Source organism: Klebsiella sp. (assembly GCF_027492335.1).
GTDB lineage: Bacteria > Pseudomonadota > Gammaproteobacteria > Enterobacterales > Enterobacteriaceae > Klebsiella > Klebsiella huaxiensis.
The window spans coordinates 287,856-313,186 of the sequence record NZ_JAPUEW010000008.1; the positions used below are offsets into that span (position 1 = coordinate 287,856).

Below are 25,331 nucleotides of genomic sequence, written 5' to 3' on the forward strand. Positions count from 1 at the left end.
CAGAGCGCGCCGATACCAGCTTCAGTGGTTGAACTCATGGGTTATTACTCGCCTTGTTGCCAGGAAAAAACGAACGGCAGGTCTGGCAGCGTGGTGAAATGACGGACGATGTAGTGCCAGCTATCATCGGGATTGAGGCTACTGAAGGTCTGCGGATAGATGTCCTTCGCCAGATACTCCATGCCGACGATATTCCACGGATGGTTGTAGAAGTGGTGGTAGATGCCGTAAGCAAGTTTTGCTTTGATGGCCGGGATCTCGCTGACGCCGGTACGCGAAAGCAGTACCTGAGCCTGATTATTGACCTCCTGCGCGTCGACCTCCAGACCCAGAGGCAGAACCTGACTGTTCCCGCGTTTGGAGCCGGTCATAATGTAGGCGTCAGGTTTCATGCTGATCACTTTTTCCAGCGACACAAAGCCGGAAGCGCCCGGCAGCAGTTGTGATCCAATATTGTTCGCGCCGACGGCTTCCACCAGACCGCCCCAACCGCTGTGCCCGTGAGTAAAGCAGCAGGCATCGCTATTACCCGCCAGCGCTTCAACGAACACGTTGGCTTTCGGCGTGATGGTCGCGGTTTTCTGGCGAATGGCGTCCTGTTGCTGGCGATAGTAGTCGGTATAGGCTTTGGCGTTATCTTCGCGGTTGAGGACTTTGCCTAACAGGTCAATGCTTGGCGCGGTGTCTTTGCCGGGGTTGATTTCATAATCGACGAACAGAACCGGAATATCCAGCGCGCTGAGTTTATTGATGATACCGCTTTCTTCCAGCGCCGGTTTAGCGCGAAGCTGGGCGATCATCAGGTCTGGCTGGCGGGAAATCACGCTCTCAAGATCGACGTTACCCTTATCGCTGAAGCCCATGTCGAGGATCTCAGCCGACTGCGGCCATTTCTCTTTCAGCATTTTCCAGGTATTGATGTCCTGCTTTTTCGCCAGGTTATTCCAGGCAACCAGCCGTTTGAAGGGGTTATCGCGGTCGAGCAGGGCCATCGCCATAATATCGCGCCCATCCTGCAAAATGATGCGCTGCGGCTCATGCTGGAGCGTAATGCTGCGGCCATCAAGGTCGGTGATGGTGAGCGGATATTGGGTGGCGTAGCTAAAAAATGGGGCGGAGAGCAGTGCAGTAAGGATGAGTGAACTTACTGATTTTCTTGCCATAATATGAGTTCCGTTTGCTAATTTATAAATATAATGATTCTGAGAATTATTCTCGTGTAAACATAAACGGCAAGTATATCAGCGGCAAATTACATAAAATGTAACAAACTTGTTGGAATTTATTCGAGCAGCCGGAACCGGGCTCTGGCAGGCCAAAAGTGGCCAGAAAAGTCTGAAATTAGTTTTAAGAACAATCCCTAAAGCCAAACGGCAAAATCTTGTGCCATGCTAAATGCGACTCGTAACATTAAGTTCGTTAGAGAGAGGACATTATGAAAAAAGCAATGATTGCGTTATCTGCGATTCTGGTAGCAGCTCCTGTTTTTGCTGCAACAACACACGCAACTGATGATACCGTCGCGGCAGCTCATGAAGGAGCGAACACCGCGAAGGAAAAACTGCATGAGGCTCAGCACCAGAGTGAAGAGCAGCAGCTCAAAGCCAAACACGCGGCGGAAGGGAAAAGCGACAGCGTAGGTAGTGAAGTCAGCGAAGGCGCGCAGAAAACATGGAATAAAACCAAAGAAGGCACCGAGAAAGGCTGGAACGCAACCAAAGAAGGCACTGAAAAAGGCTGGAATAAGACCAAAGAGGTCAGTAAAGAAGGTTGGGATAAAACCAAACAAGGCGCTGAAGAGTTAAAAAATAAAGTTACTGAATAATCACTGACAATACTCTACAAAAGGGTCGCGAAAGCGGCCTTTTTTTATGTGCGATTTATTCAGTGTCGGCATAATATTTTTAATACGTTAGAACGCTGCCAACAAAATGCAGCTTGAAAGACGAAGGGTATAGGCCAGGAATAATCCTGGTTATATTATTACTCACTATTCCTCCACATTTTCCCGGTAAAAAGGAAATATATCAGGAGGTGTACTATGAAAAAGATTCTTTCACTGGCGATTATTTTATCTTGTGCTTTTACATCCGTTTCATGGGCTGATGGTCCTGGCGGTAACAATCGCGGTCAGCAACAGGTCTGGCAGAACGATTCCGGCCACGGTGGTCCGGATGGTAACCATCAGCAGGGACCGGGCAAGGGGCCGCAGGCTAACAATCATCAGGGTAACGGTGGCGATCGTGGCCCGGATCGCGGTGGTAATCATTCGTCCGATAATCGCCATCAGGAGCGCCACGAGCAGGATCACTTCGCGTGGAGTGGCCATGATTTCCGCAAAGGCCAGCCGGCTCCGGAACGGTTCCGCGGCAATGATTATCGGGTGAACGACTGGAACGATCGCGGGCTTCCGGCACCGCCGCGTGGGCAACACTGGTCGTATATTGACGGTAACTATGTACTGATTGCGGCTGCGACAGGGATTATTACGTCGATCCTGATTAACGGCGCGCTGAACCACTAACGTTGATCTCGTTCCCGGAGGCGGTGCTGCGCACCTGTCCGGGCTACAGGTTCCCAATGTTCTGCGGGACGGTAGCCCGGTCAGCGCAGCGCCACCAGGGAAAAATCGCTACACCAGCAGCCCGGTGATACTGTCTGAACTGAGCTGTATTAATCCCTTCCAGCCATAATTGTGTCCGGTTTTATAATGGTGGATGCGTATTTCGCGAATATGCGAGTTAGGATTTTCATCAAGCATTTTCTGTGCGAGCGGCAAAATATCCTCACCGTAATCTTCGAATAACTCACCGGTCGCGATAACTCGCTTAATATTATGAATCGGCGCGGTACAGCAAATTGCAAAATAGAGCGCCCGCGCGGTGGTCATTACGCCAGCGGATATATTATTCACCTCGACGTTAAACGCCGGCTCCAGCCCACCGGGCCAGGGAAGATGCACTATTTCCGGGTAGAAGCCGTTTTCGCCCAACCCCGGTTCGCCGTGGGTGCAGTAGCCATAGCCGAGGCTGCCAAATCCGGGCATAAACGCCACATAAGACTGACCGGGCGAGCTTTTCGCCAGCAGGTAGTTAGTGCAGTGGGCGATATTATAGATGCGGGTTGGCAGGTTTAATTTTTGCTCAAGCAGGGCAGTGAGATGAATATTATTTTCCTGAAATAGCGGACAATAGCGCACAACTCCGGTGAAATGCTCTATCCCGCCCTGTAGCGCGATACTGGCTACGCACAGCGAGCTTCGCGGCAGTTTGGCCTGCTCGCATAGCCGCGCGATACCATCGGCAATAAAGTCTACCAACTCGCCCGGGGTCATTGTCTCCGGCAGGGAAAAATGCAGATCCGCTAACGGCGGCAATTGGGTATTGTAATCATTAAGCGTGCCCTGAAAGCTGCCTTTACGCAGCATAATATTAGCGCTCCAGGCTTTCGCGCTTTTCACTGCTAACAGCTGCTGCGGGCGACCAAAAGTCGGATCTTTGACTTCCCGCTCCTCAATCAATTGTTCATCGAGCAGGCGTGCCGTCAGCTTGGTGATATAGGCTTTAGTAACGCCAAGGCGTTTGGTCATCTCCGCCCGGGATTCCGCTTCGCTATGCAATATATTGAGGATCTGCTGTTTGTAATCCACGCCGTCTCGCCTCTGCCCGCAGGGTTGCTTTAGCGTTCATCATACCATTGCGCTGCATTCCGTTCATCGGGCGGCAATGTATGCCGCCCCAGATGGATTATTTGACCGAAACAATAATCCGTCGATAAGAGGTGAGAGACGGTTTGCCGTTATCGGTCACTGCCAGAATGATATGTTCCGTGCCGCTGCGCAGCGCTTTAACTTCAATCGTTGGTTTACCGTTATCGCTCAGTTCGAGGATAGCGGGGGCCTGCAAATTATCCTCGCCGCGACGTCCTTGCACATCGTTTACCGCCACCGGCTGAGAGCTGGCGGAACCGGCCTCCGGGTAGCGGAACCAGCTATAGCTAAGCTGATTGCCGTCGGGATCTTTACTCCCTGCGGCGCTTAATGTGAGCACGTCGCCCGCTTTAGCATCCATATACACCACCTGTTGTCCCTGCTGACCGTTCACCATCACTTGTGGATTATGGTTAGCGGAGGCGTAATCTTTCACTCCCCACGCCATGCGGGCGGCAAAATCGTGCTGGAATGCCTCACGCCAGCGCCAGATGGTGGCCTGATTTGAGGTATAGCGCTTGCCGTCGACGCCGGTAACCGTATCGGCGGCGTTGGGGTTGCCGGGATAGAAATCGCCGCCGCTGCTCCAGATGGCGCGCGTTTCATGCTGCGGCTGGCGTACGATATAGCGCCCGCCCCAGCCGCCCCAGCCCGGGTTCTGTTCGCTATTCAGGCCGTTGCGGATCAGGCCGAGAAACGCCGGAGTATCGCCTTCCATAATAAACAGGTATTGCAGGTAGCCTTTGCCCATCGGTCCGACGTTGCGGATATTTTCATCCAGCCAGTGTTGGGACACGGTGGTGAAATCCGCCCCCGGCGCGTTGCGATAGTACTGGTCGCCGCTGATGCCTGTCCAGGTGGCGCGGGCATAATCTTCGCCATTTTGGCTGGAAGGATCGACGATGTAAGTGATGTCCGGATAGTGCTCGCGCACCCAAAAACCCGCGTCGTCCTGATCGGAAATCGAGTAGACCACCAGATTACGCGTTAGCGTCTGAACGGTGCTGGCAGGATGTTTTTGTGCCAGGTCTTTCAGCGCTTGCGCCAGAGTATTCGCGCCGCCCCACAGGTTGATAAACAGCGGGCGGTTATCGTCGGTGCTTTTTTCAATGGCCTTGACCAGCAAGTCGGAACCGGCGGTGTTTTTCCCCTCACCGGTCGCTGCCATGCCGTAGCTGGCAAGCCCCGGCGCAACGACGGCTTTAAGCTGGTCTTCCGTTGGGAACCCGGCGGCATGCTTAAGCAGGTTAGGCTGCACTTCACCGTAATGACCGAGTACCAGATCGATCATATCAGTATGTACTTTTTCCCGTTGCCAGGTGGAGGTTGTTGCCACCAGTCCTTCGATGTTCATCTCGTTGGCATAGAGCAAAAAGCGAGTTAACGACATCTGATCGTCCGGCTCGTTGCCAATGTCAGTTAACACGAAGACGCGCGGGTTTTCCTGATACGGCAGAACCTTACCGGCTATTTCGCTGATGGTCGCGTCGGCGTTTACCGTCAGGGGGGCCGATAACGCCAGCAGCCCGGCCATCGCCAACCAGACTCCCTGGGCAACTCTATTGTGGGGTTGTTTCATCTTCAAACCTCGATATACCCGTCATACTTCAAGCTGCATGTGCGTTGGCTTTCCTCGCTCACCCCAGTCACTTACTTCAGTAAGCTCCTGGGGATTCCCTGCGTCGCCGCCTTCCTGCAACTCGAATTATTTAGGGTATATACGTTGGTGACTAAGCAAGTGAGTGCAATATAGTTAACAAAGGAAACAAAGTAAAAAGAAAAAGCAAAATTATGTGATCGTGGTAGCGATTTTTTCCAGGTTACAGATGATCTCATGAAAGACGAAAATATTACCTGTAAAGCATTTTATCGAACCTTTATCTGCATCAATGCATTTAATTTATTATTATTGCACTAATAACGTAATGATAATCAGATGATTAGAAAGGATGCTGTTTTGCTCTGCGATATAAAGAAAGAAATTTCGTGAGTAAATCATTATGAATAAATGAGATGGTACCAGCCTCTGTAATAAGAAATGCTGCTTGCATTAAACCCCTGCCAAGTTAAGTTATTAAAACTGAGCACCTATTTTTATATCCCGGAGACCGGCATGACCGATTTTGTTATTCCTGAAATTAAAGCCACTGAAGACGAGATGATTGCTATCCGTCATTATTTACATGCCAATCCGGAATTAAGCCTCGAAGAGTTTAATACCAGTGAGCTGGTGGCCGGGAAACTGACCGAGTGGGGCTATACGGTAACTCGTGAGCTGGCAAAAACCGGCCTGGTAGGGACGTTGCGTAAGGGCGACTCTCCACGCACCATTGGCCTGCGCGCCGATATGGACGCACTGCCGATTTTCGAAGCGACCGATCTTCCCTGGGCCAGCACCATTGCCGGAAAAATGCACGCCTGCGGCCACGACGGTCACACCACAATTCTGCTGGCGGCGGCGAAATATATCGCTTCTCCGGCCTGCCAGTTTAACGGCACGGTACATCTGATATTCCAGCCTGCGGAAGAAGCTATCGGCGGCGCAGATTTAATGATTAAAGACGGGCTGTTTGAGCGTTTCCCCTGCGAGCGCATCTTTGGCCTGCACAATATGCCGGGTCTGCCGGTGGGGAAACTCGGCTTTTACGCTGGCAACTTTATGGCCTCGGCGGATACGGTCAAAATCACCATTACCGGCTATGGCGGGCATGGCGCGCATCCTGAGCGCACCGTCGACCCCATCGTGACCGGCGCGGCGCTGGTGATGAATCTACAAAGTATCGTGGCGCGTAACGTGCCGCCGGGTGAAACCGCAGTGGTCAGCGTGGGCACCTTCCAGGCGGGTATCGCGTCTAACGTGATTCCTGAAAACGTGGTGATGGAACTGAGCGTGCGGGCGATGAAGCCGGAAATCCGCGACCTGCTGATTAAACGTATCAAGGAACTCGCCGAGTTTACCGCCAAAAGCTACGGCGCCAGCAGCGAGGTCGAGGTTTTTGACTCCTATCCGGTGCTGACCAACAGCGTTGAGGAGACTGAGTTTGCTAAAGCGCTGGCGCTGGAGGTGTTTGGTGAAGAAGGCGTTCTGGAATCGATACCTCCAATGAATGCCAGCGAAGATTTCGCCTTTATGCTGCGGGAGCGCCCCGGCTGCTACTTCCTGCTGGGCAATGGCGAGAAAGGCGGGAAGGGCAGCTGCATGGTGCACAACCCCGGCTATGACTTTAATGATGACATTATTTCCACCGGCGCGACCCTGTTCGCCCGGTTAGTTGAAACACACTGCCGTTGATCTCTGGAGTCCATAAATAATGAAAAAATCTCTTCTGCTGTGGGTCGCGCTGATGGCCTCAACTTCAGCCCTGGCCGCAGAAAATAAGGAAATTCGCTTTGGCGTTGACCCGACTTTCGCACCGTTTGAATGGAAAGACCCACAGGGTAAACTGGCGGGTTTTGATATTGACCTCGGGAACGCGATTTGCGAGCAGCTCCAGGCGAAGTGCGTGTGGGTAGAAAGCAACTTCGACGGCATTATTCCGGCGCTGAAGGCGCGCAAGTTCGACGCGATCCTTTCCGGAATGTATATGACCGAGAAGCGTAAAGAGCAGATTGGCTTTAGCGATAAGCTGTATAACGGCCCGGTATTCCTTGTGGCGCGTAAAAACACGCTGGCCGGGAATACCGTCGAGCAGTTGAAGGGCAAAACCATCGGCGTAGAGCAGGGGTCGGCGCAGGAAACGTACGTCAACCAGCACTGGCGCACGGCGGGAATCAATATCGTTGCCTATCAGGGGGCGGATCGCGTGGTACAGGATTTGGAGTCCGGGCGTATTGATGGCGCGGTGCTTTCCGGGATGATGGCCGACTACAGCTTCCTGCAGCAGCCGCAGGGCAAAGATTTTGCTTTCGTTGGCGGGCATTTGCAGGACGACAAGCTGTTTGGCGCCGGGGCGGCGATTGGTCTGCGTAAAGACGATGAAGCCCTGCGTCAGGAAATTAACGGTGCGATCGCCAAAATCCTCGCCGACGGCACCTATAAAAAGCTAGCAGGGAAATATTTTAGCTTTGATGTCTATTCCGGGACATAATGTTGTTATGCATTCAGCGGGCACGGAAAGCCCGCTTCAAGCTTCCTTTTCTTACTATCCCGTAATTGTCCTTTCCTGACCCTCACGGCGTTCCGAAGGATACTGAATATAAGCGATAAGGAGTGAACGGCATGATGACACGTCCCTTGGGCAAAACCGGATTTTCCATCGCCCCGCTGGTGTTTGGCGGCAACGTTTTTGGCTGGACCATCGATGAAAAAACCAGTTTTGCCATTCTTGATGCGTTTGTAGACCACGGCTTTGATGCTATCGACACGGCGGATGTTTACTCCCGCTGGGCGGACGGTAACCAGGGCGGCGAGTCCGAAGCCATTATCGGTCGCTGGCTGCAGGCGCGGCCAGGCATGCGCGATAAGGTGAAAATTTTCACTAAAGTCGGTTCCGATTTAGGCCTTCCCGGCCATAAAGGACTGAAAAAAGCCTGGATCCAGCAGGCGGTGGAAGATTCGCTGCGCCGCCTGAACACCGATTATATCGACCTTTACTTTTCCCACTGGCCGGACCCGGAAACCCCGGTTGCCGAAACCCTCGACGCGTTCCAGTCCTTACAGCAGGCGGGAAAAATCCGCGCGATGGGGGCCTCGAACCTCGATGCACAGCAGCTTTCGAGCGCCCTGGAAGTCTCGCGCAAAAGCGGTCTACCGGCCTGGCAGGTGCTGCAACCGGAATACAATCTTTATCATCGTTCGGCCTTTGAAGGCGCGCTCTGCGACCTGTGCATCAGCCGCGATATCGGCGTGGTGACCTACTACAGCCTGGCATCTGGCTTCCTGACCGGTAAATACCGTCAGCAGTCCGATCTGGCGCAAAGCCAGCGCGGCGGCGGCATCGGTAAATACCTCAATCCGCGCGGGCTGCGTATCGTCGATACTCTGGTTGAGGTGGCGGAACAACAGAATGCTAAACCTGCCGAAGTCGCGCTAGCCTGGCTAATGAGTCGTGAAGGCGTAACGGCCCCGATTGCCAGCGCCACCAGTATCGCTCAGGTGGAGAGCTTTGCCCGTGCCGCTGCGTTGAACCTCCGCGCTGAACAGCTGGCGCGTCTGGATACCGCCAGCGCGTAGTTTTCGACGCCGGAATCTGTCGAGTTCCGGCGCTTTTCCATCAGCGTTTTGTATTCCATTTTTCCTCATCCTCAGCCAATACCACTGCTCTGAATACCTTTCACCGAAAAATGAAACGTTTTTCCATTCGGAAAAAGACAGGCTTGATTACGATAAGATAATGCGTATAGTTCTCATTCTTCTTTTTGTTTGCGGGCTTGTCAGGGAATAACCTGCATTAGTGGCGTGCTCACAGGGAAACTTCGAAGGCGTAGGGTGGGGCTCGCTAACGCAAGACCGAAAAAGAGAACATCGGCGGCGGAGTCACCATCGGATCATTGATTTTGTTCAGGATTGATCTTATGAAATACACTCTCCCGGCGTTGGCGCTGGCTATCTCTGCGGTCTTAAGCGGCTGCGCCGCCACTCACACCTCTCCTGCTTCTCAACCTGTTGCCGAACAAAAAGCGGAAACCGCCGTACAGCCGCTCAAACGCGAGCTGGCGGAAGGCTTGTATGAAATGGCGCTCAGTCCAAAAGGCGATGCGCTGTATGTTGCCAGCGCTGAAGGCTTTAAAGATGTGCAGGGCGGCGCGGTGTACAAGCTGGATCCGGCAACCCTGAAAACCATCGGCATGACCCACACCGACCTGAAAAACTTTGCCGTACAGCTCAGCCCTGACGGCAGTATGCTGTTTGTCACCAACTCGCTGGACGGCGGCATTAGCGCTATCGACACGGCCAATGGCAAAGTCCAAAAACGCCTGCTGTTTAGCGAGCGCAACAAAGAAGGATTTCCGTACGGTGCGCGTCAAATCCTGCTGCTCAATAACACGCTTTACGTTGGCGCAGTCGCGGACCCGGCACAAATCTGGGTCGTTGATGCCGATACCCTGAAGCTGAAAGCGCGGATCAAAAACACCGGTAAATGGATGACCGGCCTGCATTATTCTGCGCAAACCTCACGCCTGTATGCGGCAAACGGCAGTGGCGAAATCCTGGTGATTAACCCGCGCAACAACCGTATCGAGCACCGCTGGAAGCCGCTGGGCGATAAACCGGCGCTGCTGCTGAATATCGCCGAAGATAGCGCCACCGGTCGTCTGTTCGTCACCGATAACTCCAAAGCTAAAACCACCCTGGTACTCGATATTCACAGCGGCAAGGTGATTAAGCAACTGGACGTGGGCGACTCGCTGGCGGTGCAGTTCAATCCTAAGCGCAACGAGATTTATATCTCCCAGCGCGAATCCGGCAAGGTTATCAGCCTCGATGGCACCAGCTACGCGCTGAAAAAGTCGTGGGATATTCCGGCTAACCCTAACAGCCTGCTGATTTCCGCTGACGGCCAGACGCTGTTTGTCACCGTTAAGCAGCCGTTCAACAAAGATCATTCGACGAAAGGGCCGGACAGCGTTGTCCGCATTGACCTGACCGCGAAATAAGAAATTTGGGCCCGACGGCGGGCCCCTTGTTTGACTTTCCTCACCTATGGGACAAATTATGCTTACCTCTCACTATTCGGCTTTCCCGCTACGGAAAACGCTGCTGGCGTTGACTATTGGCGCTATTACCCATTCAGCCACGGCGGCGGAAAACGACGCTGAACGCAAAAAAACAGAAGAAACGATGGTCGTCCGGGCGACTTCCGACAGCGATTTTAAATCTGGCGGCGATCTGGTAGTGCCTGCTTATCTGGACGGTCAGGTAGCGAACGGCGGCCGTCTGGGGATGCTCGGTGAACAAAATGCGATGGACGTTCCGTTTAGCATCATCGGCTATACCTCGAAGCTGATTCAGGATCAGCAGGCAAAAACCATTACCGACGTGGTGAGCAACGATGCCGGAGTTCAGCCGGTGCAGGGCTACGGTAACTATGCCGAGACCTATCGTATTCGTGGCCTCAAATTCGATGGCGATGATATGACCCTGAGCGGCCTGTCCGGCGTGGTGCCGCGTCAGGTGATGGATACCGCTATGCTGGAGCGGGTCGAGATTTTTAAAGGCGCGAACGCCCTGCTCAACGGTGCTGCCAGCTCCGGCGTCGGCGGGATGATTAACCTGGAGCCGAAGCGTGCAGAAGATACCCCGACCGCCAACGTTGGCGTGGACTATACCTCTGATTCTCAGGTCGGTGGTTCGCTGGATTTAGGCCGTCGCTTTGGTGACGATAACCAGTTCGGCGCGCGGGTGAACCTGGTGCATCGTGAAGGCGAGGCGGCGGTCGAGAATGACAAGCGCAGAACCACTCTGGCCGCTATTGGTCTCGACTATCGCGGCGAGCGCTTGCGCAGCTCTTTTGATTTTGGCTATCAGAAGAAAACGTTCCACGGCGGCCCGATGGGCATCAATATTTCAGCTGTTGATTTTATCCCGCGTCTGCCGGGCAATACCCACAACTACACGCAAAAATGGGCTTACAGCGATATCGAAAATGAGTTCGGTATGCTGAGAATGGAGTACGACATTGTCGATAAATGGACTGCCTATGCGTCGCTGGGCGCTCAGCATGCCCATGAAATCGGTCTGTATAGCGCTTCGAAGCTTATCGATCGAGAAGGCAACGCCACGGCGGGTCGTCTGGATACCAACCGCTATATTGATACCGCCAGCGGCATGGCCGGCATTCGCGGCGAGTTCGCTACCGGTTTTGTTTCGCACAAAGTGAACGTTGGCTATTCGGCGAAAACTCAAAATGACCAAACCGCGTGGCGGATGTCTAAGGCTGCCGATAACCCGCTGGTCAATATTTACAATACCCAGCAGGTTGCGCCTCCGGCTAACTCTTCCTTCGGCGGCGACTATTACGATCCGCTCACCAGCGGGCGTACCCGTTCGCAGGGCTGGCTGCTGAGCGATACCCTGGGCGTGCTGGACGATACGCTGCTGTTTACCGCTGGCGCGCGCCATCAAAAAGTGGTTGTGCGTAACTACGACAAAACCACCGGTCTGCAAAGCGATGCGTATGACGACAGTCGCTGGATGCCAACCTATGGGGTGGTCTACAAGCCGTGGGAGGTTATCTCTTTATACGCCAACCATACCGAAGCTCTTCAGCCGGGCAGCAATGCACCGAACTCCGCCACTAACTACGGTGAAAGTATTGGGATCATCCACTCCAAACAAAACGAAGTAGGGGTGAAGGCAGATTTCGGCCGTATTGGCGGCTCGCTAGCCTTGTTTGAAATTAAAATGCCATCAGCATTCCTCGACAGCAAGAAACACTATGGTCTTGACGGCGAGCAGCGTAACCGCGGCGTTGAATTTAATATCTTCGGTGAACCTTTATATGGCCTGCGTCTTAACGCCAGCGCCACCTGGCTGGAAGCCGAGCTGTCGAAAACCAAAGATGGCATCAACGATGGTAAAACAGCGATTGGCGTGCCGGGGTTCTACGCGGTGCTTGGCGCAGAGTATGATATCAAGCCCATCGACGGTCTGACCGCCACCGCGCGCCTCAACCACTCCGGTTCGCAGTATGCCAATCAGGCGAACACCAAGAAGATTGATAGCTACACCACCCTGGATCTCGGCGTGCGCTATCGCCTGGCGCTTAACGAGAATCAGAACCAGATGACGGTACGGGCGGGGGTGGATAACGTGACGGATGAGAACTACTGGTCCGGAGCTGATGACAGTGGAACCTATTTGTTCCGCGGTGAGCCGCGGACGTTTAAGGTTTCGGTCGGCTACGAGTTCTAAGCAAAACGCTGGGGCGGGCAGGGCTGCTCGCCCCTTGTGATAAATCAATGAACGTATGAAGCCAGGGCATCTGCGGCTTGAAGTATGACGGGTATAAGTGTTACAAGGTGCCCCTTCATATAAACACACAGGGGATCGACGTGAAAGACGCGTCAACGTCGTCGGATGCCGTAGAGGAAAGCGGCCCGACGCTTCACCGCGGTTTACAGAACCGACATATCCAACTTATCGCCCTTGGCGGCGCCATCGGTACCGGCCTGTTTCTCGGCATTGGGCCAGCGATTCAAATGGCGGGACCGGCCGTACTGCTCGGCTACGCCGTCGCCGGGATCGTTGCTTTTCTGATTATGCGCCAGCTTGGCGAAATGGTCGTCGAAGAGCCGGTTTCTGGCTCCTTTGCCCACTTTGCCTATAAATACTGGGGCCCATTCGCGGGCTTTCTTTCCGGCTGGAACTATTGGGTGATGTTTGTGCTGGTGGGGATGGCTGAGCTGACCGCAGCCGGGATCTACATGCAGTACTGGCTACCGGACGTGCCGACGTGGATTTGGGCCGCCGTCTTCTTCATTATTATCAATGCGGTTAACCTCGTTAACGTTCGCCTGTACGGCGAAGCGGAGTTCTGGTTCGCGCTGATTAAGGTGCTGGCGATTATCGGCATGATTGGCTTTGGTCTGTGGATGCTGTTTGGCGGACACGGCGGCAGCAAAGCGGGGATCGACAATCTGTGGAAACACGGTGGCTTCTTTGCCACTGGCTGGCACGGGCTGATTATGTCGCTGGCGGTGATCATGTTCTCCTTCGGCGGTCTGGAGCTTATCGGCATTACCGCCGCCGAAGCGCACAATCCAGAGAAGAGCATTCCGAAAGCGGTTAACCAGGTGGTGTACCGTATTTTGCTGTTTTATATCGGTTCGCTGGTAGTTCTGCTGGCCCTTTATCCGTGGGTGGAAATCAAATCCGACAGTAGTCCATTCGTGATGATTTTCCATAATCTCGACAGTAACGTGGTGGCTTCAGCGCTGAACTTCGTGATTCTGGTGGCTTCGCTGTCGGTCTACAACAGCGGCGTTTATTCCAACAGTCGGATGCTGTTCGGCCTGTCGGTGCAGGGCAACGCGCCGAAGTTTCTTGCTCGCGTCAGCAAGCGCGGCGTCCCGGTCAACTCCCTGATACTGTCCGGGATTATCACCTCGCTGGTGGTGCTGCTTAACTACCTGCTGCCGCAGAAAGCCCTCGGACTGCTGATGGCGTTGGTGGTGGCGACGCTGCTGCTGAACTGGATTATGATCTGCCTGGCGCACCTGAAATTCCGTGCTGCCCAGCGCCGCAAGGGGCGTGAGTCGAAGTTTAAAGCGCTGCTGTCGCCTGCCAGCAACTATTTTTGCATCGCCTTTCTGGGGCTGATCCTGGTGCTGATGTGCACGATCGACGGTATGCGTCTGTCGGCGATTCTGCTGCCGGTGTGGATCCTGTTCCTGTTTGTGGCCTTTAAAACTCTGCGCCGCCCGGCGTAGGGCGTGACAGCCTCGCCGTCCGGCGGGGCTATACCCGTCATACTTCAAGTTGCATGTGCGTTGGCTTTGTTACTCGGCTCATCCATGAGCCTCGCCCTTACGGGCCGCCGCAATACGGCGTTCAAATCTGTTCCTGACAGATTTGTCGCTCACCCCAGTCACTTACTTCAGTAAGCTCCTGGGAATTCACTGCGTTGCCGCCTTCCTGCAACTCGAATTATTTAGGGTATACATTGCCTTTTATTGTGATCTTCTTCGCGCTTAGCGCATTTTCCCCGCGATCTTCTTTTTGTAATCGATTACTTTTCATTTGAATCTATTTTGTAATCGATTACTTTTTAAGGGCGGTCAACATGACAACAACAACCGAAGGTCGTGAAAGTGCCCGCGTAACGCACCGTTTTCTGGTGCCGCGGCTGTCGTTAATGATGTTTATGCAGTTCTTTATTTGGGGGAGTTGGTCGGTCACGCTGGGCCTGGTGATGACCCGCTATGAGATGTCATTGCTGATTGGCGATGCTTTCTCTGCCGGGCCGATTGCGTCGATTCTCTCGCCGTTTGTGCTGGGAATGCTGGTTGATCGCTTCTTTGCTTCGCAGAAGGTAATGGCGGTCATGCATCTGGCCGGGGCGGTGATTCTGTGGTTTGTGCCGCAGGCGTTGGTGGCGCAAAACGGTGCGCTGCTGATTGGCCTGCTGTTCGGCTACACCCTGTGCTATATGCCAACACTGGCGCTGACTAATAATATTGCGTTCCACAGCCTGGCGAACGTCGACAAGACTTTTCCGGTGGTCCGCGTTTTCGGCACTATCGGCTGGATTATCGCCGGCATCTGCATCGGCGTGACCGGTATTTCCGATACCACCGGGATTTTCACCCTCGCGGCGCTGTGTTCAGTGGTACTGGCGATTTATAGCCTGACGCTGCCGCACACGCCGGCCCCGGCGAAAGGGACCCCGGTGCAGTTTCGCGATCTGCTGTGCGCCGATGCTTTCGCGCTGCTGAAAACGCGCCACTTCCTGATTTTCTCCTTGTGCGCGACGCTGATCTCTATTCCGCTGGGCACCTACTACGCCTATACCGCCTCTTATCTGGCGGATGCCGGGGTTGCGGACGTCAGCACCGCCATGTCCTTCGGTCAGATGTCAGAAATCTTCTTTATGCTGGTGATCCCGCTGCTGTTCCGCCGCCTGGGCGTCAAATACATGTTGCTGATCGGCATGGCGGCGTGGTTCGTACGCTACGCCTTCTTTGCGCTGGGCGTTAGCGAAGAGGGGCGCTTCCTGCTTTATCTTGGCATCCTGCTGCACGGCGTGTGCTACGACTTTTTCTTCGTGGTCGGCTTTATCTATACCGACCGCGTGGCGGGCGAGAAGGTCAAAGGTCAGGCACAGAGCATGATTGTGATGTTCACCTACGGTATCGGTATGTTGCTGGGCTCGCAGATTTCCGGCGCGCTGTATAACCAACTGGTCGCGGGACAAACGGTACCGCAGGCGTGGGTGACTTTCTGGTGGATCCCGGCGGTGGCCGCTGCGGTTATCGCACTGATTTTCCTTTTCTCTTTCCAGTACAACGATAAAGAGCAGCATTAATTTTTCAGGAGGTGGTATGAAAACGATCAAGGGACCGGGCATTTTTCTGGCGCAGTTTATCGGCGCGCATGCGCCGTTTAATACGCTGGAAGGGATAGCGCAGTGGGCCGCTGGTTTGGGATATCAGGCGTTGCAAATCCCCTGCAACCATCCGGCAATTTTCGATGTCGAGCAGGCGGCGGCAAGCCAGACCTACTGCGATGAAGTGAGCGGCATACTGGCAGAATATGGCCTGGCGATCAGCGAGCTTTCAACACACCTTGAAGGGCAACTGGTGGCCGTGCATCCGGCTTATGACGAGGCCTTTGACGCTTTTGCTCCCGCTGTGCTGCGCGGTAACCCGCGGGCGCGCCAGCAGTGGGCGGTGGAGAAAGTACGTCAGGCAGCGGTGGCTTCCGCGCGTTTGGGGCTAAAAGCTCACGCCACCTTTTCCGGAGCGCTGGCGTGGCCTTATTTTTATCCGTGGCCGCCGCATAACCAGCCGCTGCTGGATGAAGCTTTTGACGAACTGGCCCGGCGCTGGCGGCCTCTGCTTGATGTATTCGACGAGCAGGGCGTGGATTTATGCTACGAAATCCATCCCGGCGAGGACCTCCACGATGGCGTGACCTTTGAGCGTTTCCTGCAACGCCTTGATAACCACCCGCGCTGCAATATGCTCTACGACCCCAGCCACCTGCACCTCCAGCAGATAGACTATCTGGCGTACATCGATATCTATCACTCGCGAATAAAGGCGTTTCACGTCAAAGACGCGGAATTCCGCCGCAGCGGGCGCAGTGGAGTCTACGGCGGCTATCAAAACTGGCAGCAGCGGTCGGGGCGTTTTCGTTCGCTGGGCGATGGGCAGATCGATTTCAAAACGATTTTCAGCAAGCTTACCGAATACGATTTTGACGGCTGGGCGGTGCTGGAGTGGGAATGCTGCCTGAAGGATGCAGAGGTTGGTGCGCGTGAAGGCAGCGAGTTTATCCGTCGTCATATCATCCCGGTTTCCGGGCGGGCGTTTGATGATTTTGCCGCAGGCAAGGAGGGGGCAAAATGATTCAAGTCGGTATTATTGGCTCCGGGTTTATTGGCCCGGCGCATCTGGAAGCGCTACGCAGAGTGGGCGATATTGAGGTGGTCGCGCTGTGCGACGGTAACCTGGAGCTGGCGCAGCAGAAGGCGCGGCAGCTCAACGTGGCACATGCCTACGGTAGCGTTGAGGCATTGTTGGCGCACCCCGGATTGCAGGTGGTGCATAACTGCACGCCGAACCATCTGCATGCGCAGATTAACCGACAGATCCTCTCAGCCGGGCTGCACGTCTTTTCTGAAAAGCCGCTATGCATGACGCCGGAAGAGGCGCGTGAACTGGTGGCGCTGGCAGAACGTGCAGGAGTGGTCCACGGTGTTAGTTTTGTCTATCGCCAGTTTGCGATGGTGCAGCAGGCAGCAGCGATGATGCGCAATGGCGATGTCGGGAGGCTGTTTGGCGTACACGGCAGCTATCTCCAGGACTGGATGCTGCTGGAAACAGACTATAACTGGCGGGTCGATTCGGCGCAGGGTGGCGCATCGCGGGCGGTGGCGGATATCGGCTCCCACTGGTGCGATACGGTGCAGTTTATGACCGGCCGACGCATCGTAGAGGTGATGGCTGATCTGTCTATCGTCTGGCCGACGCGCAAAGCGCCCGTTGCCGGGGATGCTACTTTTAGCCAGCATAGTGACGATGTGCGTTATGAAGAACGTCCCGTCGATACTGAAGATATGGGGTCGGTACTGTTCCGTTTTGATGATGGCGGCAAAGGCTGCTTCACCGTCTCACAGGTGAGTGCCGGGAGAAAAAATGGCCTGACGGTAGAGATCAACGGCAGTCAATGCTCTCTGGCCTGGGATCAGGAAGTACCACAGCGTCTATGGATAGGGCATCGCCAGCGGCCAAACCAGCTGCTGAGCGACGACCCAAGCCTGATGCAGGGTGAGGTCGCCGCCAGCGCTCATTTTCCTGGCGGGCATATCGAAGGTTGGCCCGATGCGTTTAAAAATATGATGCTGAGCTTTTATCAGGCGGTTCGTGCAGGAGAGATGCCGGAAGAGCGGTTGCGGCGCTTTGCGTCGTTTTATGAGGGCGCGGACGTGATGTACATCATTGATGCAATAGTGAAAAGCCATCAGCAGCAGCGCTGGGTGAGGGTGGCAAGGTAACGGGAGAGACTGCGGTGCGCATTTCGCGCACCGGCTGAATTATTTCACGCCATGATAGCCATCAAGATACGCTCCGGACAGCTCGTTGCCGAACAGCACGGCGTCTTTATCCTCCATTGCGTTGTCCCACTTATCGCTAGCGTTGCCGTTGAAAGAGTGCTGCGTCTTTGTGCCCTGCGCCGCCTGCTGCTTGATGGCATCAGCGGTGCGGCGGGCATCGTTTTCGCTCATGCCTGACGCCTTGTCTTTCTGGCCCTGAGCATATATCTCGGTAAAGTTTGGCAGATTTAAACGGTAATTTTCCTGACGGTTAGTGGCGAAATTACCGCCGACAAAATCGGTGCGGTGTGAGACAAAATAGTAAGCATGGCGCTCCGGCGAAGATTTTGAGGAGGTGCAGCCGGAGAGAGCGGCAAGAGAACAGCTGAATGCGATAATCGCTATTTTTAGTTTCATTAATGACATCATCCCTAATTATTTAGAATATGCACTCTGGATAATTTGAGTACAGGAAAAATAGCACGGTAGCACCCGAAGACCCATTTATCCAGGGGTCTTCAGGTATCGTATTTTTTAGATCTGCGCCAGCCCGCCATCAACGTAGATTTCAGATGCGTTAATAAAGCTCGCGTCGTCAGAAGCCAGGAAAGCGACAGTTTTCCCTACTTCCTCCGGCTCGCCAATGCGCCCCAGCGGTACGTCGGCGGCCAGCATATCAAAGAGTCCCTGGCGCTGCTCTTGCGCGACAAGCCCTCCCAGGCCCGGTGTACGCACTGGCCCCGGACTGACCACATTCACGCGGATACTGCGATCCTTCAGGTCCAGCGCCCATGAACGTGCCAGATTACGCACGGCGGCCTTACTGGCGCTGTACACGCTGAAATTCGCGGTCCCTTTGACCGCCGCCGTAGAGCCCGTAAGGATGACGGATGCACCCTGCGTCAACAGCGGCAAGGCTTTCTGAACGGTAAACAACACGCCGCGCACGTTGGTGCCAAAAATACGATCGAAGTGCTCTTCTGTTATGGCGCCCAGCGGCATCATGTCGCCGCCGCCCGCATTGGCAAAAAGCACGTCCAGTCGTCCAGATTCGCTGGCAATGGTCGAAAACACGCCATCCAGGTCGCTTAAAATCGAGGCATCGGCACGGATCCCTCTGGCTGCGGGACCGATTAACGCCACCGCAGCGTCAAGTTCCTCCTGGCGGCGGCCGGTGATGTACACCGTCGCACCCTGATTTGCCAGCTCCTGTGCTGACGCAAGGCCGATACCCGAACTACCGCCGGTGACTAACGCGATTTTTGCCGAAAGTTTTTTACTCATGATGCACTTCCTTAACTAAAGTATGAATATGCCAATTGAGTCATCGACTTACAGTGATAACCTGGCGGCTAAGTACGGTTGTCACTGTACCTTCAGCCACGGGTGCAAAAAACGTAGTAATGTGAAAAACACTCTTCACACCTATGAATAATCGCCGACTGCTATCAGGAAAAAGCGAATAATGGATCGGTTTTCAGCCCTCAAAGTCTTTACGCGCGTTGTCGAAGCCAACAGCTTTACCCGGGCCGCAGACTCGTTGAATATGCCCAATGCCACCCTCAGTAAAGCGATTCAACAGCTTGAATCTCATCTTGGCGTTTGCTTACTGCAACGTACAACTCGACGCATTACCGTCACGTCGGAAGGGCGCGAGTACTATGAAAAAGCAGTGCGTATTCTTAAGGACCTGGACGAGATTGACGCCTCATTTAGAGCTTCTCGCAATAAGCCAAAGGGCCATCTGCGTGTCTCGGTAGGAGGATCAACCGCCCGCGATATTCTGATCCCTCTTCTGGCTGGCTTTATGGCGACCTATCCGGATATCCGCATTGATCTGGCGGTAGCTGACAGCCCCACGGACCTTATCAGCGGCAACATCGACTGTGCTATCCGAGGTGGGCCGCTGGACGACTCGACGCTTATCGCCCGCAAAATCGGTGAAGCAACGATAATGACCTGCGCCACGCCGGGTTACCTCAAACTCTACGGTATTCCCGCTTATCCTGATGAATTGAAGAACGGACACCGGCTTGTCAGCTATTTGTCTCCCGCCAGCGGAAGAGCCTTTCCATTTCGCTTTGAGGGCAATGGCATTACCCAGGAGATCAAAACGGAATATCACCTTGGTATTAATGAGAGCAATGCCCATATTGCGGCTGCGGAAGCTGGGCTGGGTATTGTGCAGACCTTCTCCTACTCTTTGAAAAACGAACTGGCGAACGGAACACTGGTGGAAATACTCAGCAAATGGCGTCCAACTCCTTATCCATTTCACGTTGTTTATGCGCAGAATCGACACGTTACGTCCCGGCTACGTGTATTTGTCGAATGGCTTGTGGAGACGTTTCCGGCGGCGGTGAAAGGGTAATTGACCGCAGGAACCAGAGAATTATGATAGCCTGCGAAATATAACGTCTATTGCAGGAAATGCAGTCTCTATGTCAATTCAGAAAATCGCTCGCCTGGCGGGCGTCTCGGTGGCGACGGTATCGCGGGTACTAAATAATAGCGATACCGTCAAAGAGAAGAATCGCGAGCGCGTACTGCAGGCCATTAAAGAGAGTAACTATCAGCCTAATCTGCTGGCCCGTCAGCTGCGAACGGCTCGTAGCTACATGATTCTGGTGATGGTCTCTAACATTGCGAATCCCTTTTGCGCTGAAGTGGTCAAGGGGATTGAAGAAGAGGCTGAAAAGCACGGCTACCGGATCCTGCTGTGTAACTCCGGGTCGGACCTGGCGCGTTCTACCTCTGGCCTGCAACTACTTTCTGGCAAAATGGTTGACGGCATTATCACCATGAACGCGCTCTCCAGCCTGCCGGAACTCACCACCATGATTGGCGACGCGCCGTGGGTCCAGTGCGCGGAATATGCCGATAACGGCAGCATCTCCTGCGTCGGCATTAACGACGTCGACGCGGCTCAGGGGGCGGTTTCGCGTTTGGTCGACAGCGGACGAAAACGCATTGCTTTAATAAATCACGATCTCAGCTATCGCTATTCCCGTCTGCGCGAGCGCGGCTATAAAAGCGTGCTGCACGTACGCGAATTGAATTATCAACAGGTGACCTACGCCAGCGATCTTAGCGCCGCTGCCGGTAAAAAGGCGATGGAACAGCTGTTGGCGTTGGACGAAAAGCCCGATGCGGTATTTGCCGTTTCTGACTCACTGGCGGCGGGCGCACTGCGGGCCATTACGCAGGCCGGACTACGGGTGCCGGAAGACATTGCGGTGATTGGTTTTGATGGCACCGAACTGGCGGAAGTGGTCTCGCCGCAGCTGACCACCGTTGAGCAGCCCTCGCGCGCGATTGGTCGCACGGCGGTGACGTTATTGATGAAAAGAATCGACAATCCTGACGCTGCCGTTGAGCGGGTGATGATGGACTGGCGCGTGATCCCCCGCGCCAGTGCCTGAGAACCTTACTGAGATACTGCTCCCGCCAGCGAGCGAATATCGTTGCCGGTGGGGGACTGGTGAATGCGCAGGCCGAACTCATCAACCACCGCGAACACGTGGTCGAAAATATCCGCCTGGATGCTTTCATATTCTGCCCACACCACGGTATTGGTGAAGCAGTAAATCTCAATCGGTAGACCGCTGGCATCCGGGGCCAGCTGGCGCACCATCAGCGTCATATCTTTGCGAATGCGCGAGTGATTGCGTAAATACTCCTGCAAATAAGCGCGGAAGGTGCCGATGTTGGTCATTTTGCGCTGGTTCAACACCGATTGATCGGTCGCATTTTGCTGGTTCCAGGCGCTAATTTCCTGATGACGGGAATCCATATACGGCTTCAGCAGTTTGGCCTGAATCAGGCGCTGCTGCTCTTGTTCATCAAGAAAATGAATGCTGGTGGTATCGATATTCAGGCTACGCTTTATGCGTCGACCGCCGGACGCGGACATGCCGCTCCAGTTTTTAAACGAGTCGGACACCAGCGACCAGGTTGGAATGGTGGTAATGGTATTGTCCCAGTTACGCACCTTCACCGTGGTCAGGCCGATGTCGATCACCGCGCCGTCAGCGCCGTATTTCGGCATTTCCAGCCAGTCGCCGAGCTTAAGCATATCGTTGGCGGAGAGCTGAATACCGGCCACCAGGCCGAGAATCGGGTCTTTGAATACCAGCATTAATACCGCGGCCATTGCGCCGAGGCCGCTAATCAGAATCGCCGGGGATTGGCCTATCAATAATGAAATAACCAGAATGCCGACGATAATCGCGCAAACCAGCTTTATCCCCTGAAATATCCCCTTAAGCGGAAGCTGAGAGGCGGTGGCGAATTTCTGCGATAAATTGAACACCACGTCCAGCAGTGAGAAGAAGGACAGCATCGCGTATATCATCACCCACAGCTGCGCACAGGTGGTGAGTATTTCCGCAGCCTCGCTGCCTTTTTGCAGCCATAACACCGCCTGCACGTTGACGATGATCCCCTGCAGGGTTAAGGCCAGGCGGTGAAACAGTTTGTTCTGCGTGATGATTTGCAGCCACAAATGGCTACTGGCCTGCGCCCGCTTTTCGAAGGTACGCAGCACCACTTTGTGCAGAATAAGGTGAACGACAACTGCCGTCAGAAGAATAATGCCGAAGATAATAATGAGTGAAGTGGTGGGGGTTATTTCGATGCCTAATGCGGCGATTTGCGATATTAATTCCTGCATAACGTCTCCTTTACATCCAGCGGTTATGATGACCGCTGGATGACTATTATGCAAATCGCAGGTTACGCAGATGTGAATTATGAAGCCGCTACCGCCGGATGCACGTTCAGATGATGGCGCAGGCATAGTGCGATGGCGCCCAATATCAGCATCATCACCACCTCAACCGCCAGAAAATCGATTAACGCCTGCGGATAGTCGCCGCCGCTGCGGTGGGCGAGGGTTAAAAATAGCGAACCAAGAATCGCCGGGCCAAGTCCCAGCGTCGCCTGTTGCAGGGTGCTGAGAATCGCACTCCCGGCCCCGGCGTCACAGGCGCTGATATCGCGCATTCCGATGCGGTAAAAGCTATTGACGATCAGCGCCTGCCCATAGCCGATAAGCACTGTGGACGGCACCAGAGCCAGAGTAGAGGTTTGGGTTCCGAGGTGATAAAACGTGGCGCTCAGCAGCAGCAGGCCGACAATCTGCACCGACAGGCCAATCAGCAGGATGCGCCCCATGGTGTAGCGGGCAATCAGCTTCGGCGCGTACAGCGCAGAGATGAAATAGGCCACGCCGAGGGAGATAAAGCTGTTGCCGGACTGCCATGGCGCCATTCCCAGGCCTGCCTGCATCGTCAGCGCCATACAGAACATAAACCCGGACCAGGCGCTGAAAAAGAGCAGGGCGATGGCCATGCCAAAGCGAATGCTGGTGAGCTTCAGCAGGCGGGGCGGTAATAACGGTTGTTCGCCGCGCTGCTGTTTGCCCAGCGCGCTGGCTCGCATCCACAGCAGCAGCGGCAGCACGGCGACTAACATTAGCTGGAGCGCCCACGGCCAGTGCAGTTCCGGCCCCAGCGCCATTGGGAACAACAGGCAGCAGAGGATCAGCGCAAGGCTGAAAGTGCCCTGCCAGTCGATACGCGAATGCGCTTCGCGCCGGGTCTCGGGGACGTAGCGCGGGCTAAAAGCCAGCACCAGCAGGCAGATTGGCACGTTGATAAAGAACGCATTTCGCCAGCCTAAACCGGCGATGTCCGCCGATACCAGCCAACCACCGCCCATCTGACCGACGATAAACGCGATACCGCCAATGCCGCCGTACAGGCTGATGGCCCGGGCGTGGGCTGTGCCTTTCAGGGTGATATGCAAAGTGGCGAGGATCTGCGGCACGATCAGCGCTGCACCGGCTCCCTGTAAGGTGCGTGCCGCCAGCAGGGTATGAATGGAATTTGCCATCCCGCACAGCAGGGAGGCGACGCCAAAAATCGCTACGCCCCACATAAACAGATGACGGCGACCATAGTTATCGCCAAGTTTGCTGCCCATCGCCAGACAGACGGCAAAGGCGACGCCATATAGCGCAACAATCAGCTCCAGTTGGGTGGCGCTGGCATTCAGTGATTGGGTGATCGAATCCAGCGCGACGTTGGTGATCGAGGTGTCGATCAACGGCAGCATTTGGCCGGTCAACAGCAGGAATAAACCGGCGCGGCCGGGTGAAACAGCAGACGAATTCATCGGATCTCTCCATTGCGTCATTCAGCGGATGGCCGTAGCATCACCGATAATTTAAACGGGTACCAGTTCCTGTCTATACTGGTATTGGTACTACCATGCTGGAGGTTTTATGACGACGATGCCGCAACGAGAAGCGCTTTCGATCGTGCCCGACGATAGCCGTAAGCAATTGGGTGCTTTTCTACGTGCCCGGCGAGAAAGCCTCGACCCGCAGCGCCTGGGGCTGCCGCGCGTCGGACGGCGACGCACGCCGGGCCTGCGTCGCGAAGAGGTGGCGATGCTGGCGGATGTTGGCGTCACCTGGTACACCTGGCTGGAGCAGGGGCGGGAAGTGAATCCGTCTGAGGCGGTGCTGGTGGGGGTGGCGAATGCGCTCCAGTGTAGCCCGCTGGAGACCCGGCATCTGTTTGTACTGGCCGGGCTGACTCCGCCGGAGGCCACTCAGATCACGGTATGCGAAGGCATTAGCCCCGGTACCCGGCGGATGCTTGATAGCCTGATGCCGCAGCCCGCCAGCATTCAGAAGCCGAGCTTCGATATTGTGGCGTGGAACGACAGCTTTTGTCGGCTGATGGGTATCGACTTCGCCACGATCCCGGAAGAGGATCGCAACTGCATTTATCTGTACCTGACCAATGAAACCTGGCGCAGCCGGATCGAAAATCGTGATGTGCTGGCGACATTTGTCTCTTACTTTCGCGCGGCGATGGCGGAGCACCGCGGCGACCCGCTGTGGGAGAATAAACTGGCGCGCTTTTTCGCCGCTTCGGCTGAGTTTGAGGCACTGTGGCATCAGCGCTATGAAGTGCGCGGAGTGGAGAATCAGGTGAAAAACTTTAACCATCCGCAGCTTGGACGCTTTAGCTTGCAGCAGATGTACTGGTATTCGGCCCCGCGCAACGGCTCGCGTCTGCTGGTCTATTTACCGATGGATGAAGCGGGCGAGAAAGCGCTGGCGTGGCTGGATAAACAATAATGACAAGGAATGCCTATGAATATTACCCGTAAAGAGCAACGCATCATTCAGCGTGCTCTGGACGCCTGGCAGAACAGCGGCGAGTTAATACCGGAAGATAGCCAGCGATTGGCGCAAACGCTGCACGTTTCACCCTTCGACTGGCAGCGTCTGAGCCGCTACGCTTTCTGGACCGCGCTGGCCTGCGTGCTGGTGGCGCTGGGCAGCCTGTTTGCTGACAGCGACCTGATTGAGTATCTACTTAGCCTGTTCAGCAGCTCGGCGCTGACGC

At 54.8% G+C, this 25,331-nt stretch carries 21 protein-coding genes and 1 pseudogene; 15 read left to right on the forward strand and 7 right to left on the reverse strand.

What is annotated here, in order from left to right:
• Window positions 1-44: 44 nt before the first annotated feature.
• Window positions 45-1,163: an ABC transporter substrate-binding protein gene (locus QVF11_RS03355; RefSeq protein WP_287855218.1), complete on the reverse strand. Its 1,119-nt coding sequence runs from the start codon at window positions 1,161-1,163 to the stop codon at window positions 45-47.
• A gap of 272 nt (window positions 1,164-1,435) precedes the next feature.
• Between QVF11_RS03355 and QVF11_RS03360 the strand changes: the two genes are divergently transcribed.
• Both QVF11_RS03360 and QVF11_RS03365 read left to right on the forward strand, forming a co-directional pair.
• The gene (locus tag QVF11_RS03360) at window positions 1,436-1,825 is read left to right on the forward strand and encodes a hypothetical protein (RefSeq protein WP_287855219.1); all 390 of its coding nucleotides are present in this window, start codon (window positions 1,436-1,438) and stop codon (window positions 1,823-1,825) included.
• Between the two features lie 216 nt (window positions 1,826-2,041).
• Complete coding sequence (locus tag QVF11_RS03365) at window positions 2,042-2,524, forward strand: RcnB family protein (RefSeq protein ID WP_112215339.1); 483 nt, start codon at window positions 2,042-2,044, stop codon at window positions 2,522-2,524.
• A 108-nt stretch (window positions 2,525-2,632) separates the two neighbouring features.
• On the opposite strand, the gene QVF11_RS03370 is transcribed toward QVF11_RS03365, so the two are convergent.
• Window positions 2,633-3,649, reverse strand: coding sequence for an ROK family protein (locus tag QVF11_RS03370; protein ID WP_112215338.1), 1,017 nt, complete (start codon window positions 3,647-3,649; stop codon window positions 2,633-2,635).
• Between the two features lie 97 nt (window positions 3,650-3,746).
• A complete protein-coding gene (locus QVF11_RS03375; RefSeq protein WP_287855220.1) occupies window positions 3,747-5,288 on the reverse strand; it encodes a DUF1593 domain-containing protein in 1,542 nt (513 codons plus the stop codon).
• A gap of 534 nt (window positions 5,289-5,822) precedes the next feature.
• Between QVF11_RS03375 and QVF11_RS03380 the strand changes: the two genes are divergently transcribed.
• From QVF11_RS03380 to QVF11_RS03420, 9 genes are all read left to right on the forward strand, one after another.
• Window positions 5,823-7,001 (forward strand): M20 aminoacylase family protein, encoded by a 1,179-nt coding sequence (locus tag QVF11_RS03380; protein WP_287855221.1) that lies wholly within the window; start codon window positions 5,823-5,825, stop codon window positions 6,999-7,001.
• 19 nt (window positions 7,002-7,020) lie between these two features.
• On the forward strand, window positions 7,021-7,797 hold the full coding sequence (locus tag QVF11_RS03385) for an ABC transporter substrate-binding protein (protein WP_110273196.1): 777 nt from the start codon (window positions 7,021-7,023) through the stop codon (window positions 7,795-7,797).
• Between the two features lie 131 nt (window positions 7,798-7,928).
• Window positions 7,929-8,882: an aldo/keto reductase gene (locus QVF11_RS03390; protein WP_287855222.1), complete on the forward strand. Its 954-nt coding sequence runs from the start codon at window positions 7,929-7,931 to the stop codon at window positions 8,880-8,882.
• A 341-nt stretch (window positions 8,883-9,223) separates the two neighbouring features.
• On the forward strand, window positions 9,224-10,306 hold the full coding sequence (locus QVF11_RS03395) for a YncE family protein (protein WP_287855223.1): 1,083 nt from the start codon (window positions 9,224-9,226) through the stop codon (window positions 10,304-10,306).
• Between the two features lie 46 nt (window positions 10,307-10,352).
• On the forward strand, window positions 10,353-12,563 hold the full coding sequence (locus tag QVF11_RS03400) for a TonB-dependent receptor (RefSeq protein WP_112215334.1): 2,211 nt from the start codon (window positions 10,353-10,355) through the stop codon (window positions 12,561-12,563).
• A gap of 140 nt (window positions 12,564-12,703) precedes the next feature.
• Complete coding sequence (pheP, locus tag QVF11_RS03405) at window positions 12,704-14,080, forward strand: phenylalanine transporter (RefSeq protein ID WP_287855224.1); 1,377 nt, start codon at window positions 12,704-12,706, stop codon at window positions 14,078-14,080.
• A gap of 353 nt (window positions 14,081-14,433) precedes the next feature.
• On the forward strand, window positions 14,434-15,675 hold the full coding sequence (locus QVF11_RS03410; protein WP_287855225.1) for an MFS transporter: 1,242 nt from the start codon (window positions 14,434-14,436) through the stop codon (window positions 15,673-15,675).
• Between the two features lie 16 nt (window positions 15,676-15,691).
• A complete protein-coding gene (locus QVF11_RS03415; RefSeq protein WP_287855226.1) occupies window positions 15,692-16,720 on the forward strand; it encodes a sugar phosphate isomerase/epimerase family protein in 1,029 nt (342 codons plus the stop codon).
• Window positions 16,717-17,868 carry a Gfo/Idh/MocA family protein gene (locus QVF11_RS03420; RefSeq protein ID WP_287855227.1) on the forward strand — a complete coding sequence of 384 codons (1,152 nt, stop codon included), beginning with the start codon at window positions 16,717-16,719 and terminating at the stop codon, window positions 17,866-17,868. Before QVF11_RS03415 ends, QVF11_RS03420 begins: the two co-directional genes overlap by 4 nt.
• A gap of 39 nt (window positions 17,869-17,907) precedes the next feature.
• Here the strand turns inward: QVF11_RS03420 and QVF11_RS03425 are convergent, their stop codons facing one another.
• Both QVF11_RS03425 and QVF11_RS03430 read right to left on the reverse strand, forming a co-directional pair.
• Window positions 17,908-18,324 (reverse strand): Exc2 family lipoprotein, encoded by a 417-nt coding sequence (locus QVF11_RS03425; protein WP_112215329.1) that lies wholly within the window; start codon window positions 18,322-18,324, stop codon window positions 17,908-17,910.
• A gap of 117 nt (window positions 18,325-18,441) precedes the next feature.
• Complete coding sequence (locus QVF11_RS03430) at window positions 18,442-19,191, reverse strand: SDR family NAD(P)-dependent oxidoreductase (RefSeq protein ID WP_112215328.1); 750 nt, start codon at window positions 19,189-19,191, stop codon at window positions 18,442-18,444.
• A 181-nt stretch (window positions 19,192-19,372) separates the two neighbouring features.
• Here QVF11_RS03430 and QVF11_RS03435 point away from each other — a divergent pair, with 181 nt between their 5' ends.
• Both QVF11_RS03435 and QVF11_RS03440 read left to right on the forward strand, forming a co-directional pair.
• Complete coding sequence (locus QVF11_RS03435) at window positions 19,373-20,278, forward strand: LysR family transcriptional regulator (protein ID WP_287855228.1); 906 nt, start codon at window positions 19,373-19,375, stop codon at window positions 20,276-20,278.
• A gap of 70 nt (window positions 20,279-20,348) precedes the next feature.
• Window positions 20,349-21,329, forward strand: coding sequence for a LacI family DNA-binding transcriptional regulator (locus tag QVF11_RS03440; protein WP_287855229.1), 981 nt, complete (start codon window positions 20,349-20,351; stop codon window positions 21,327-21,329).
• Window positions 21,330-21,334: 5 nt separating this feature from the next.
• Here the strand turns inward: QVF11_RS03440 and QVF11_RS03445 are convergent, their stop codons facing one another.
• Both QVF11_RS03445 and QVF11_RS03450 read right to left on the reverse strand, forming a co-directional pair.
• A complete protein-coding gene (locus QVF11_RS03445; protein WP_287855230.1) occupies window positions 21,335-22,579 on the reverse strand; it encodes a mechanosensitive ion channel family protein in 1,245 nt (414 codons plus the stop codon).
• Between the two features lie 77 nt (window positions 22,580-22,656).
• Window positions 22,657-24,084 carry an MFS transporter gene (locus tag QVF11_RS03450; protein ID WP_287855231.1) on the reverse strand — a complete coding sequence of 476 codons (1,428 nt, stop codon included), beginning with the start codon at window positions 24,082-24,084 and terminating at the stop codon, window positions 22,657-22,659.
• Between the two features lie 109 nt (window positions 24,085-24,193).
• Between QVF11_RS03450 and QVF11_RS03455 the strand changes: the two genes are divergently transcribed.
• Window positions 24,194-25,060, forward strand: a complete 867-nt coding sequence (locus tag QVF11_RS03455) for a helix-turn-helix transcriptional regulator (protein ID WP_142512091.1) — start codon at window positions 24,194-24,196, stop codon at window positions 25,058-25,060.
• 15 nt (window positions 25,061-25,075) lie between these two features.
• Window positions 25,076-25,331 (forward strand): annotated as a pseudogene (locus QVF11_RS03460) (DUF2157 domain-containing protein); the annotation flags it as partial.

Coding starts and splice junctions, on each gene's coding strand:
- QVF11_RS03355 (WP_287855218.1), bottom strand. CDS start 1,163: ATGGCAAGAAAATCAGTAAGTTCACTCATCCTTACTGCACTGCTCTCC.
- QVF11_RS03360 (WP_287855219.1), top strand. CDS start 1,436: ATGAAAAAAGCAATGATTGCGTTATCTGCGATTCTGGTAGCAGCTCCT.
- QVF11_RS03365 (WP_112215339.1), top strand. CDS start 2,042: ATGAAAAAGATTCTTTCACTGGCGATTATTTTATCTTGTGCTTTTACA.
- QVF11_RS03375 (WP_287855220.1), bottom strand. CDS start 5,288: ATGAAACAACCCCACAATAGAGTTGCCCAGGGAGTCTGGTTGGCGATG.
- QVF11_RS03380 (WP_287855221.1), top strand. CDS start 5,823: ATGACCGATTTTGTTATTCCTGAAATTAAAGCCACTGAAGACGAGATG.
- QVF11_RS03385 (WP_110273196.1), top strand. CDS start 7,021: ATGAAAAAATCTCTTCTGCTGTGGGTCGCGCTGATGGCCTCAACTTCA.
- QVF11_RS03390 (WP_287855222.1), top strand. CDS start 7,929: ATGATGACACGTCCCTTGGGCAAAACCGGATTTTCCATCGCCCCGCTG.
- QVF11_RS03395 (WP_287855223.1), top strand. CDS start 9,224: ATGAAATACACTCTCCCGGCGTTGGCGCTGGCTATCTCTGCGGTCTTA.
- QVF11_RS03400 (WP_112215334.1), top strand. CDS start 10,353: ATGGGACAAATTATGCTTACCTCTCACTATTCGGCTTTCCCGCTACGG.
- QVF11_RS03410 (WP_287855225.1), top strand. CDS start 14,434: ATGACAACAACAACCGAAGGTCGTGAAAGTGCCCGCGTAACGCACCGT.
- QVF11_RS03415 (WP_287855226.1), top strand. CDS start 15,692: ATGAAAACGATCAAGGGACCGGGCATTTTTCTGGCGCAGTTTATCGGC.
- QVF11_RS03420 (WP_287855227.1), top strand. CDS start 16,717: ATGATTCAAGTCGGTATTATTGGCTCCGGGTTTATTGGCCCGGCGCAT.
- QVF11_RS03425 (WP_112215329.1), bottom strand. CDS start 18,324: ATGAAACTAAAAATAGCGATTATCGCATTCAGCTGTTCTCTTGCCGCT.
- QVF11_RS03430 (WP_112215328.1), bottom strand. CDS start 19,191: ATGAGTAAAAAACTTTCGGCAAAAATCGCGTTAGTCACCGGCGGTAGT.
- QVF11_RS03435 (WP_287855228.1), top strand. CDS start 19,373: ATGGATCGGTTTTCAGCCCTCAAAGTCTTTACGCGCGTTGTCGAAGCC.
- QVF11_RS03440 (WP_287855229.1), top strand. CDS start 20,349: ATGTCAATTCAGAAAATCGCTCGCCTGGCGGGCGTCTCGGTGGCGACG.
- QVF11_RS03445 (WP_287855230.1), bottom strand. CDS start 22,579: ATGCAGGAATTAATATCGCAAATCGCCGCATTAGGCATCGAAATAACC.
- QVF11_RS03450 (WP_287855231.1), bottom strand. CDS start 24,084: ATGAATTCGTCTGCTGTTTCACCCGGCCGCGCCGGTTTATTCCTGCTG.
- QVF11_RS03455 (WP_142512091.1), top strand. CDS start 24,194: ATGACGACGATGCCGCAACGAGAAGCGCTTTCGATCGTGCCCGACGAT.